Genomic DNA, 12386 nt, shown 5'->3' on the forward strand with positions numbered 1-12386 from the left:
TTATGATTGAATGGATTAGTGCTCAACCTGCACTTTTCTGGCTTTGTCTTGGTGGCTTGCTGTTAATTACAGAAATGTTAGGAACAGCAGGATACCTTTTATGGTCAGGAATGGCGGCTCTGTGTGTATCGTTGATCACATGGATATTGCCTATTAGCTGGCCTATTCAAGGTATTTTATTTGCGATATTAACGGTTATTAGTGCTTTACTTTGGCACCTTTGGCTTAAACGCAGAAAACTATCAAAAGAAGCTGAAAACTTAAATCAGAAAACGCATCAACTGATTGGTGTTCATGCTGTTTTATTATCAGATACTGAAAATGGTTTTAGTCGCGTAAAATTAGCTGATGGCAGTTGGCGTGTTTATTCAGACACGCCATTACTTGCTGGCGATAAGGTAACAGTAACCGCAATTGATGGTATTACCTTACAAGTGATTGCGCTTAAATCGGCTGTTTCTGGTGATGACAACACCCTGACAAATGATTGATGATGGGGCAATCTGCACCATCATCTCCGGGGCACTCGCTGGCTAATAACAGTAATCGCTGGCGAATGGCATTAAGCTCATTAATTGTTTTCTCAATTTCGGCCACTTTTTTTAAGGTGGCTTCTTTCACGTCAGCACTATGACGTGAAGGATTTCTTAGCAACATCAATAAAGCACGGCACTCTTCTAAATTAAAGCCCACCTCTCGTGCTTGTCGTAATAATGTCAACTCTTCGATATGTTGAGCCTGATAATAGCGATAGCCGTTTTCACCTCTTCCCGGTGGCGTTATCAAGTCTTTTTCTTCATAAAACCGAATAGCTTTAGCTGTTAATCCTGTTTTATTTGCGATTTCACTAATATTCAAAATTCCCCCTTGACCTTCCCCTTGCGGAAAGGTTTAGCCTTTATCTCAATAAGAAAAAACCTTTAAAGAAAGCAAGTTACCGAATATTGCGCAATAATAGAGGTAACGCTTTTATGTCGGAGATAAATTAACATGGCAAAAACTATAATACTCGCACTACAAGGACTTTCCTGCTCCCACTGTGTTAACAGTGTAAAAAAAGCACTTGATGCTCGCAATGATATAGAGCAGGCAATTGTGACTATTCAATACGCTAAAATTGACAGCGATGCAACTGCTGAAAGCTTAATCAAAACAATTGAAGATGCAGGCTATGAAGCAAGTGTAGCAACACAACCCGATGTAAAATTAAGCCTAAGTGGGCTTAACTGTATGAAGTGTGTCGGTAAAACTGAAAAAGCATTATTAGCCATTGAAGGCGTTGCCGCAGTTAATGTGACAAAAGAGTCAGCTGAAATTTTTGGTGATGCTACGGCAGATACTTTAATTGCAGCGATTACGGCGGAAGGTTTTCAAGCAAGCCTAGCGCCCACTGACAACGTAATTAATTTAACTCTATCTGGCTTAAATTGTGGTCACTGTGTCGGTTCAGTTAAAAAAGCACTAGAAAATACTGCAGGTGTTGAAACAGCTGAAGTTGAATTAACACATGCAAAAGTGACTGGTTCTGCAACCGCTGAAACCTTAATTACTGCCATTACAGAAGCAGGTTTTGAAGCACAACTAGCAGGTACTGATTTCCCAAAAACTGAGCCGCTGACGCAAACGCATGCGCAACTGGAAGCATCGTCAGCGGCTGTTTGTGATATTCCAGTTGAGAATGCTGATATTGATAATGGCGCTGAAATTGATACTGACGATGACAGCAGTGTTCAGCTTTTAATTGATGGCATGACCTGTGCAAGTTGCGTAAGCAAGGTTCACAAAGCATTACAATCTGTTGATGGCGTTGAAAATGTGCGTGTAAATCTTGCTGAACGTAGTGCATTAGTGACTGGTGAAATCGATCATGACGCACTTGTGACTGCTATTGAAAAAGCGGGTTATGGCGCTGAAATTATTCAAGACGATGTAAAACGCAGAGAACGTCAGCAAGAAGTTGCTGTTGCCAATATGAAACGTTTTCGCTGGCAAGCTGCATTAGCCTTAGTTGTTGGTATCCCTGTAATGATTTGGGGAATGATCGGCGACAATATGATGCTGACAGAAGCCAATCACAGCATCTGGTTAGGCATTGGTATTGCAACGCTGTTTGTAATGGTTGTTGCTGGTGGTCATTTCTATCGTAGCGCATGGCAGAGTTTAAAAAACCGCAGTGCAACAATGGATACCCTCGTTGCGTTAGGAACAGGAACAGCGTGGCTCTATTCCATTACCGTGAACTTATGGCCAGAAGTGTTCCCTGCCCAAGCGCGACATCTCTATTATGAAGCCAGTGCGATGATCATCGGTTTAATCAATCTGGGTCATATGCTTGAGCAAAGAGCACGCCAGCGTTCATCCAAAGCACTGGAACGGCTATTAGATTTAACTCCGCCAACAGCAAGAGTTATAACTGAAAACGGTGAAGTTGAAATGCCATTAGCTGATGTTAAACAAGGAATGACCTTACGTTTAGCAACAGGTGATAAAGTGCCAGTTGATGGTGAAATTATCCAAGGTGAAGTATGGATGGATGAGGCAATGCTGACAGGCGAGCCAATTCCACAACAAAAAACTGTGGGTGACACTATTCATGCAGGAACAACGGTTCAAGATGGCTCAGTTCTATTTAAAGCGGCAGCGGTGGGAAGTAAAACAACACTTGCTCGTATTATCAAATTAGTTCGCCAAGCGCAAAGTAGTAAACCTGAAATAGGCCAGCTAGCGGATAAAATTTCAGGTGTATTTGTACCTGTTGTCGTTGCTATCGCTCTTATTGCTGGTGCTATTTGGTATTTCTTTGGTCCGTCGCCACAAATTACCTATGCACTGGTGATTATCACAACCGTTCTTATCATCGCTTGCCCTTGTGCTTTAGGTTTGGCTACTCCTATGTCGATTATTTCAGGTGTAGGTCGTGCGGCTGAATATGGCGTGTTAGTTCGTGATGCAGACGCACTACAACAAGCGAGCAAACTAGATACTTTAGTCTTTGATAAAACAGGAACACTGACAGAAGGTACGCCTCAGGTCACTGAAATTCATACTTTCAATCAAGTAGGTGAAACTCAAGCACTTGCATTGGCAGCATCGTTGGAAAATGGTTCTAATCACCCATTAGCTAAAGCCATTTTAACGCGAGCTGAAGGCATTGATTTACCTGAAATAAGCCAATTCCGCACTCTTGCAGGAATGGGGTTAAGTGGCGAAATTAACGGAAAAACAGTGCTTTTAGGCAACCCTAAATTGATGCTTGAATCAGGTATTGATATTAGTGAAATTAATTCACTTATTGACACTCAAGCAGCGAAAGGTGTTACTCCAGTCTTATTAGCTCAAGAAGGTAAGATTGCCGCCCTTCTCTCTATCCGTGATCCTCTAAGAGAAGATACTGTAAGTGCATTACAACGTTTACATAATCAGGGCTATCGCCTAGTGATGTTAACGGGTGATAATCCAATTACTGCAAATGCAATAGCAAAAGAAGCAGGTATTGACCAAGTTATCGCAGGTGTCATGCCTGAAGGTAAAGCACAAGCGATAACAGAGCTTCAAGCACAAGGTCGTCGTGTTGCAATGATTGGTGATGGCATTAACGATGCGCCAGCACTAGCAAAAGCAGATGTCGGTATTGCAATGGGTGGAGGTAGTGATATTGCTATTGAAACAGCAGCTATCACATTAATGCGTCATAGTTTGCATGGTGTTGCCGATGCGGTTGAGATCTCAAAAGGTACACTACGTAATATGAAGCAGAATTTATTCGGTGCCTTTGTTTACAATAGCTTAGGTATCCCTATTGCAGCGGGTATTTTATATCCTTTCACTGGCACACTGTTAAATCCAGTGGTTGCGGGTGCTGCAATGGCGCTGTCTTCCATTACTGTTGTTAGCAATGCAAACCGTTTATTGCGTTTTAAACCTAAGCAATAAACTAAGTAAGCTTTAATTAAAAAAAACACCGCTTTTTTACTTATTAGTAAAAGCGGTGTTTTTACACTTCAATCAACTGAAAATAAAAATATCTCTATTATTCTTCATTCTATAAATTTTCACTTAAAAATAATAAGGTAAAAGACACCTTATATAATAAAGGAAAATCTATGAATAATTACAGATGGGATGTTATATACGCTTGTTCAGGTAATTATATAAATAAACAATTATCTAATAATAAAAATCAACTTATTCAATCTTTTGAATATGAAGATTCGGAAATTAAAATCACAGGAATTTTTGACTCATGGAAAATTGTTTCTGGTGGTAGTGGTAATTTACTTCAATTTGAAACTCCTATTAAAACAGGGGTGCTTTTCATTAAGCAATTCAATGAAACAATTACTCTTAATAATGTGATTCCCTTAATAGAAATGCAATTAAAGTTAATTAAAGGGAGTGATCAAACCGTACTTTATAAACTTGTTTTTAATTGTTTAATAGAAGGGAAAAACAAAGGTGATATGACTTTTGGTGCAGTCACTGTGATTAACCCAGATGTGAGTGGAAACTTAGGAAAATATCTTCGATCTCACCCGCAAGAAGCCTCTTTAGGTGCAGCACTACTCACTATTGGTTTATCTCGTGTTTTTATACAAAATGCAGAGCAACTTAATTTTGTATTTGCCAATATATTACCTTCACCAACAGGAGAAAATGCAAATTGGTTGACACCTAAAAAACTTACCTATGCCTATCAACAGCCTGTTAGTGGTGCTTTAGGTGGTATTGCCATTTTAGGTATGTTAGAGAATGTATCGATCACTAATTTACCTCGTAGTTTTGATACCAATTTATTATTTAATAAAGATTTTGGTTTTATATTATCGGCGAGGGCTTTTCTATTAAATGTTGTTATACCTTCATTGCCTTTAAGTTTTCAAGGGAATTCTACTTTTTATGATTTTCGTTTAGAAAATAATGTAATAAATTTAAATAATAATTTTAATCTTAATGCAGTCAAAGTTGATTTAATTTATTACACACCAACAGTCACCGACATTAATTTTCATATTGAAGATAATAAAATGTGGTGTTATGTTTCAACACATACAAATATCACTGGATTAACCGGAGCTTATATTATAAATACTGTCACATCAATTAATCCATCCTCATTTAATGTATCAACAAAAACATTGTCTTTTAATTCTGATCCAAATAAATCAGCAACAAAAAATGAACATATTCCATGTTGGGAACAAGGACTAGGTGCTTTAACATTTGGCATTATGAATATTGTAATTGAAGCCATCAGCCTTTCTATTGAAAACTCAATGGGTACACTCACCTCATCAAAAACAGCTCAATCATTAAGGGAGCTAGCGCCAGGACTCGTCAGTTGGAATGGTCAGCAGAATATGACGATTGATGCGGGTGGGTTAGCCGATAATGTTTATATGCAAGGAAAATTAAATTAAGGAAAACATTATGAATAACTCAGTGAGCACATTTGGTTGGGATACGGCTTATCTCGCTTCTTTTCCTATTGTAAATAAAGCAATAATGGTACAAAAAAGCTTTCCAAGCACTTTTGACTATAAAGACGCTACTGATATTACGATATCGGGACATTGGGACATTGGGACATTGGGAGTCATGGCAATTAATCCCAGCTGGTGCTGGAGGTGATGTTCAATTGAAAATGAAGCAGGTGCAGAAGCCACCATTTCAGGTTCAATTACGGGTTCTATTGGCATCGCTAAAGCCGTAACTCAACAAGAATATGATCAAATTCCTGCTTTAAACACTTTTTCCACTAATTGTATAGGTGCAACACAATGGACTTCTTTATAAAATTACACCTTACTTGGTGCCAATTTTCAGACTAGCCTAGTTATGGGGATCTCAATGGATGTAGATAATTAATCCAATCATTTATTTTTTGATGATACTGTGATACCAACAACCTAATTATATGAAAGATAAATCATCTCAAAGAGAAGATTTATCTTTTTTCCAAAGATTAAATACTGAATTATCAATCAATTAAAAAAAAGCCGATATTTCTATCGGCCAGTCAAAGAGGAATTTCTCATTATACAAGAGAGTCATTACTCCGCCCTCTTAGCGCTAGAATAGCAATATATTATAAATATTTCATTATTTTTTATTATTCATAAAATAAATATAACATTGACATAAAAATCACTCTAATAATAAGGGTGTTTATTTATATTAAATAAAAAATTAGCATTCAGAATATATTAGTGAAAAATCAACATCATTTTATTTTTAAAAGGATTTAAAATTGAAATATAAAAATATTTTTATCGCAACAGTATCTATCATTTATTCTTCCTGTGTTTTTTCAAATACAGTAAATACCCCCCCATTCTCTGATGTAATCACGCCAGAAAATGAAGAGCGAGAAAATAAAAAAAACTATTTAGCATCAACGGTTTTTAATCAGATAGTTGATAGTAATTTAATTAATATAGTAAAAGGAACAAATAAAGATAAAGAAGCCTATGGTATTGAATTAAATAGTAGCGTAGCTAAAGATTTAGAAAAATACTTAAGAAATCGAAATTTAACCGATTCTGCCGATCTTATAAAGCAAAATATCGTTAATAAAAATGGTTATATTTATATTCAATCTAGCAATAGTGATTTAAAAATGGGAATGGTGGGTTATTTATCAGAAAAAGATTTATTGACCGAAAAAAACCGTAATGAAGTTATTAATATAATCAAGCATGCGGAAACAATGATCTACAGTACTCAAGATAGTGCATTAACATTAGATGATCTAGAGTCTCCCGAGAGACTACATAAAATAGTCGATAATCTCAATACCAAAAACCGTTTTCTATTGTTATTAGAAAAAAACACAAAACAAGATCTAGCCCAGATGAGTAAGTTACAAGAGCAAGATACTAGAATGCTAAATAATTCAATTTTAGATAATAAGAAAAGATTATCAGAAAACATTAAAAATAATGAGACTAAAATTCAAGAACAAAAATTCATTATTGATAACAATAATGAATTAACGGAAAAAAATAAAAATGATATTGATACAAACACGCAAATTATAAATAGTAACACTGATAATATAAGAGCGAACAAAAGTGATATTGACAATATTAAGAAAGACTATATAGATAATCTAAATATTAATGGAAATAATATTTCATTAAAAAGCCATTTTACAACGCTCTATACTGAACAATCAATCTCAAGAAATGAATTTAAAACATTAAAAAGTGACTTTGAATATTTTAAATCTGACACTCAAAACCGTTTTTATAAAGTCGAAAAACGTGCTAACCAAGGTATTGCCTCTGTTGCGGCAATGAGTAATTTACCTTTTACCGATACAGCAACATTTAGTACAGCCATTGGTATTGGTAATTATCGTAATGCCACAGCCCTCGCTTGGGGTATGCAATATCGTATTAATGAAAATGTTAAAGTCAGAGCATCAACAGCATGGAATGAGACAAATAGTTGGGTCTCTGCGGGGGGGGTAGGCATTAGTTGGTAGTCATTCAGCCTAAAGTAAAAACAGAGAAAGCTAAGTAAAGCTTCGTTTTCTCTGTTTCATTCAATTAAAAATCCGTTATGCTGAGGTTTAGTGATCGACACTTAAAGGAGCGTATCAAATGACGGGTATTTTTCAGAAAGTTAAAAACTGGATAGGGATAAAAAACGCTCAGCATTATCCTTACCCTGCCGTTGATATTACGCTACCAAATAATATCTCTTTACACCTTGTAGGCAGTATCCATATGGGTGTTCCCACAATGTCACCACTCTCCAATGTGCTTATTAACGAAATAAAAAATGCAGATGCGATTATTGTTGAAGCGGATATCTCAACGGATGTACAACCTTTTGATCAAGCCTCTCTCTTTAGAGAACCATTAGAAACTCGTTTAAATGAAACACTTTTTTCTCAAATTATTCAACACTGTGAAGATCTCTCGCTTTCTCTTTATCAAATTGAAAATAAACCACTTTGGCAAATTGCGTTAATTTTACAATCAACCCAAGCCATGCAACTTGGATTACAACCGCAATATGGTATTGATTATCAAGTCATTCAGCATGCAAATAAACACCAAAAAAACATCATAGAGCTTGAAGGTATTGAGAGTCAGGTCGCACTATTATTGGATTTTCCTCATGATGGTCAGCAATTACTCGAGGATACGCTAAGAAATTGGCACGATAATGCACGTACATTGCAAATCATGATCAATTGGTGGTTAAATTATAATAGTAGAGAGAAACAACCGCCTTTACCGAATACCTTTAGTAAAGCTGTATTTGATATTTTGATGGAAAGCCGTAACCAAAAATGGGTAAGCACGTTATCAACATTACCCGCAGGTCGTTATGTGGTAACTGTCGGCGCCCTTCATTTATTTGGCGAAGAAAATTTGATCGATTTATTAACATCCCAAGTATAAAGATATTGTTCTAACCTTGTAAGTAGGAATAACTATGACTCCCGCTGTAAATTTACTGGAAAAACAAAAAATCAAATTTACCCTTCATCCTTATGAGCATGATGCTAATGTCCATAATTTTGGTGATGAAGCGGTCGAAAAACTCGGTTTAGATAACCGCCAAGTATTCAAAACACTTTTAGTGGCCTTAAATGGAGATGCTAAGAATCTTGCCGTTGCAGTAACACCGGTTTCTGGTCAGTTAGATTTAAAACTCGTTGCTAAATGCTTTAAGGCTAAAAAAGCAGATATGGCAGATCCCCAAATTGCACAAAAGGTCACGGGTTATTTAGTGGGTGGAATAAGTCCATTAGGTCAGAAAAAACGCCTACCAACAGTGATTGATGAACAAGCACTCGAATTTGACACTATCTTTGTTTCTGGTGGTAAACGTGGCTTAGATATTGAATTATCAGCAAAAGATTTAGGCACTGTATTAGGTGCTCAATTTGCACTTATTCGTAAAGAGTCATAATCCTTAATGATTTTTTATTTTAAGGCTCATCCTCAAAATAAGAAATTAACGTGATTTAGACCCCAAATAAAAGGCGACATTAGATGTCGCCTTTTGTCTATATAAACGTTATTGGTAAGATTTATTTTTTGTAAACAATTTCGCCTTTAGGTTCGAAATCATCAGCTTTCAATGGAGAGTGTGATTCGATATAACCTTTTAATACTTCAGCATCAACGAAACCCGTATTTACATAACCTGGGTGTGTATCAATTTTCGGATAACCATCACCACCAATACCATTAAAGTTCAGTGTCGCCATACGGTAAGATTTTGTTTTATCTAATGGTTTACCTGCAATTTTAACATCGCTAACTTTACAGTCTGCATCTACGGTTAAGCTAACATTGTAGAATTGTGCATAAGCACCAGAGTCTACTTTCATACATGCAACAGCTGATAAATAAGGTTCGACTTCTTCACCTTTAAAATCAACATAAACCAATTCGTTCGCGAATGGTTGAACTTTCAGAACATCTTTGTAAGTGATATCACCAGACTCAATAGAATCACGAACACCACCACCGCTCATAATGGCAAAGTCTGCATTCGCACGTTCAGCTTGAGCTGATAATAATAGACGTGCCATATTGGTTTGAACAAAGCGAACTTTACTACGATCACCTTCTAATTTACCAACAACCTCACCCACTTTAACATTCAGTTGCTCGCCACCTTTTTCTTGGTAAGGTGTCAGCAGTTTCATCATTTCAGGGTTATGAGGAATTTCTTTAGTGTAGTAAACGAGTTCAGTTGTGCCGTCGTCTTTCTTCACTTTCTGATTTAAGTTGATTGGGATTAATTGGTAATGTTTTAGCGTGAATACACCATTACGGAATTCGAAATCTGCACGACCAACATATTTGCCCCATTCATGAGCCTGAACAATCCATGTACCATTTTGGTTATCTGGTGCACAAGGTGTTCCTGGTACATAATCCGCTTGTTTGTAGTTTTTATTCTCTTGAGACATACAAACAGGATCTTGTGAGTGACCACCCACAATCATATCAAGGTAACCTTTTGGTAACGCACGCGCCATTTCCACATCACCCGGTGCGTTAGAGCCGTGATTACCATCATCATAGTGACCCATATGAGTTGCTGCGATAATAATGTCTGGTTTTTCCGTTGTACGCAGTTCTTCTACAACTTTTTTAGCTTCATCAGACGGTTTGCGGAATTCAGTATCGGGGAAGTTTGCTGGGTTACCAATACGCACAGTATCATCAGTCGTTAAGCCTAATACTGCAATTTTGACACCTTGCTTATCAAAAATGGTGTAAGGCTTGAATAAACGCTCACCCGTACTTTTTTGATAAATATTTGCAGATAAGAATGGGAATGTTGCCCATTTTTCTTGTTGACGTAAAACCTCTAATGGATTATCGAATTCATGGTTACCCAATGCCATTGCATCATAGCCCACAAGATTCATACCTTTAAAATCAGGCTCTGCATCTTGTAAATCAGATTCTGGTACACCCGTATTGATATCACCACCTGATAACAGCAGTACGCTACCGCCTTTTTTAGCCACTTCATCACGAATATTATCAACAACCGTTTTTTGTGCAGCTAAGCCATATTCACCACGATCGTTATGCCAGAAATGACCATGATGATCATTAGTATGTAGAATAGTTATTTCGTAGGTTTTATCCTTTTCCCATGCCTGAGACATCGCAGGCGCCATCGCTAAAGAAACCGTCAATGCGCATGCTGATAATTTAAAAGATAAGCTCATGGTATATCCCCATGTATATTATTTATTGAGAAGGTTCTGCCATGGTTCTACAGTAGAAAAAGAAGACAGAAGTTAAATACTTTTGCTGTATTTTATGACGTAGGTTATATAATTTTTTTATTATTTCATTGATCCAATAGTTTTTTTGAGACATGAATCAAACTCTATTTCTCACAAAAGCACTCAACTCCAAATAGATGTAAACTAGACCAATAAAAATAGAAACAATTTATTAACAAAATAATGTAGCAGGGAATTAAAATGAGCAATGCCGATCCAACACTTCCCATAGAAGAAACTGACGTTTTACAACGAAAAGCCAATAAGCGTAATACGGTTTTTAGTATTTTAACTGCTATCAGTTTTTCACACCTTCTCAATGATATGATCCAATCATTGATATTAGCTATTTACCCTATGTTGCAATCTGAATTTTCTCTCAGCTTTGTGCAAATAGGGATGATAACGTTGACGTATCAAATTACAGCATCCTTGTTACAGCCTTTTATTGGTCTCTATACTGATAAATATCCTAAGCCTTACTCATTACCTATTGGTATGGGTTTTACGCTAACAGGGCTTATTCTTCTCGCCTTTGCTGATACATTCCCAATGTTATTACTCGCAGCAGGATTAGTCGGTACAGGCTCGTCTGTTTTTCATCCTGAATCATCTCGTGTTGCAAGAATGGCATCAGGTGGAAGACACGGGCTGGCACAATCACTATTCCAAGTGGGAGGCAATTTAGGCAGCTCTTTAGGTCCTCTTTTGGCGGCTTTACTGATTGCTCCTTATGGCAAAGGTAATGTCGGTTGGTTCTCTCTTGCTGCATTACTGGCCATTATAGTGCTATTACAAGTTAGCCGTTGGTATAAAATTCAACAAGAAGCTCAGAAAAAACAACCAATGGTGCTAAACAACAAAGCAATATTGCCACGTAAAGCCCTTTTTGGCTCTTTAGCCATTTTACTTATTCTGATTTTTTCTAAGTATTTTTATCTTGCAAGCATCAGTAGCTACTATACTTTCTATTTAATACATAAATTTGGCGTTTCAGTGCAAAATGCACAAATTCACCTCTTTGTTTTCCTCTTTGCTGTTGCCGCTGGCACCATGATTGGTGGCCCCGTAGGCGATAAAATTGGCAGAAAATACGTTATTTGGGGATCTATTCTTGGTGTTGCGCCTTTTACGCTGATACTCCCTTACGCTAGCCTTTATTGGACTGGCGTACTTACTGTATTCATTGGTGTGATTTTGGCTTCAGCATTTTCTGCTATCTTAGTTTATGCTCAAGAGTTAATTCCGGGTAAAACTGGCATGGTTTCAGGGCTTTTCTTCGGACTTGCTTTTGGGATGGGAGGGATTGGTGCTGCGGTCTTAGGATATGTTGCTGATCAGAAAAGTATTGAATATGTCTATCATATTTGTGCTTATCTCCCACTATTAGGTATTTTCACCATTTTTCTTCCTAATATTGGGGTGGATAAAACTGAATAACTTGTAATTATCCCTGTTATCTAAATGAACTAGTAACAGGGTATTTCTTACTTTAAAAGGTAAGACTGATTAAAATAACATAAAAAAGTGCATTTGCATCAAAAAACTCAATCAACTTGCTATTTTTATAAATAATCGATAATTTTTAGCGAATTTATTGCATGAATACGTT

9 protein-coding genes are annotated in these 12386 nt (G+C 36.8%); 7 read left to right on the top strand and 2 right to left on the bottom strand.

What is annotated here, in order from left to right; genetic code table 11:
* The first annotated feature begins 2 nt into the window (after positions 1–2).
* Positions 3–491 carry an NfeD family protein gene (locus tag ACNART_RS15940; RefSeq protein ID WP_160230618.1) on the top strand — a complete coding sequence of 163 codons (489 nt, stop codon included), beginning with the start codon at positions 3–5 and terminating at the stop codon, positions 489–491.
* On the opposite strand, the gene cueR is transcribed toward ACNART_RS15940, so the two are convergent.
* Positions 445–858 carry a Cu(I)-responsive transcriptional regulator gene (gene cueR, locus ACNART_RS15945; protein ID WP_109371351.1) on the bottom strand — a complete coding sequence of 138 codons (414 nt, stop codon included), beginning with the start codon at positions 856–858 and terminating at the stop codon, positions 445–447. The genes ACNART_RS15940 and cueR overlap by 47 nt on opposite strands.
* 132 nt (positions 859–990) lie before the next feature.
* Between cueR and copA the strand changes: the two genes are divergently transcribed.
* The 5 genes from copA (at position 991) to ybaK (ending at position 8928) form a co-directional block, all read left to right on the top strand.
* Entirely contained in the window at positions 991–3933 is a 2943-nt protein-coding gene (gene copA / locus ACNART_RS15950) for a copper-exporting P-type ATPase CopA (protein WP_368927845.1), read from the top strand.
* 170 nt (positions 3934–4103) lie between these two features.
* Positions 4104–5417 carry a TULIP family P47-like protein gene (locus ACNART_RS15955; protein WP_198620847.1) on the top strand — a complete coding sequence of 438 codons (1314 nt, stop codon included), beginning with the start codon at positions 4104–4106 and terminating at the stop codon, positions 5415–5417.
* An 830-nt stretch (positions 5418–6247) separates the two neighbouring features.
* Positions 6248–7486: a YadA-like family protein gene (locus ACNART_RS15960; protein WP_368927846.1), complete on the top strand. Its 1239-nt coding sequence runs from the start codon at positions 6248–6250 to the stop codon at positions 7484–7486.
* Between the two features lie 118 nt (positions 7487–7604).
* Complete coding sequence (locus tag ACNART_RS15965) at positions 7605–8414, top strand: TraB/GumN family protein (RefSeq protein WP_198620849.1); 810 nt, start codon at positions 7605–7607, stop codon at positions 8412–8414.
* Between the two features lie 34 nt (positions 8415–8448).
* A complete protein-coding gene (gene ybaK, locus ACNART_RS15970) occupies positions 8449–8928 on the top strand; it encodes a Cys-tRNA(Pro)/Cys-tRNA(Cys) deacylase YbaK (RefSeq protein ID WP_198620850.1) in 480 nt (159 codons plus the stop codon).
* A gap of 121 nt (positions 8929–9049) precedes the next feature.
* Here ybaK and ushA read toward each other — a convergent pair whose 3' ends face one another.
* Positions 9050–10714, bottom strand: coding sequence for a bifunctional UDP-sugar hydrolase/5'-nucleotidase UshA (gene ushA, locus ACNART_RS15975; RefSeq protein ID WP_109371359.1), 1665 nt, complete (start codon positions 10712–10714; stop codon positions 9050–9052).
* Positions 10715–10975: 261 nt separating this feature from the next.
* On the opposite strand from ushA, the gene ACNART_RS15980 reads away from it, so the two are divergent.
* On the top strand, positions 10976–12214 hold the full coding sequence (locus tag ACNART_RS15980; protein WP_198632695.1) for an MFS transporter: 1239 nt from the start codon (positions 10976–10978) through the stop codon (positions 12212–12214).
* Positions 12215–12386 lie beyond the last annotated feature (172 nt).

It is taken from the genome of Proteus sp. LHD240705, assembly GCF_047921555.1.
In the GTDB taxonomy this organism is placed as follows: Bacteria; Pseudomonadota; Gammaproteobacteria; order Enterobacterales; family Enterobacteriaceae; genus Proteus.

Coding starts and splice junctions, on each gene's coding strand:
- ACNART_RS15940 (WP_160230618.1), top strand. CDS start 3: ATGATTGAATGGATTAGTGCTCAACCTGCACTTTTCTGGCTTTGTCTT.
- copA (WP_368927845.1), top strand. CDS start 991: ATGGCAAAAACTATAATACTCGCACTACAAGGACTTTCCTGCTCCCAC.
- ACNART_RS15955 (WP_198620847.1), top strand. CDS start 4,104: ATGAATAATTACAGATGGGATGTTATATACGCTTGTTCAGGTAATTAT.
- ACNART_RS15965 (WP_198620849.1), top strand. CDS start 7,605: ATGACGGGTATTTTTCAGAAAGTTAAAAACTGGATAGGGATAAAAAAC.
- ybaK (WP_198620850.1), top strand. CDS start 8,449: ATGACTCCCGCTGTAAATTTACTGGAAAAACAAAAAATCAAATTTACC.
- ushA (WP_109371359.1), bottom strand. CDS start 10,714: ATGAGCTTATCTTTTAAATTATCAGCATGCGCATTGACGGTTTCTTTA.
- ACNART_RS15980 (WP_198632695.1), top strand. CDS start 10,976: ATGAGCAATGCCGATCCAACACTTCCCATAGAAGAAACTGACGTTTTA.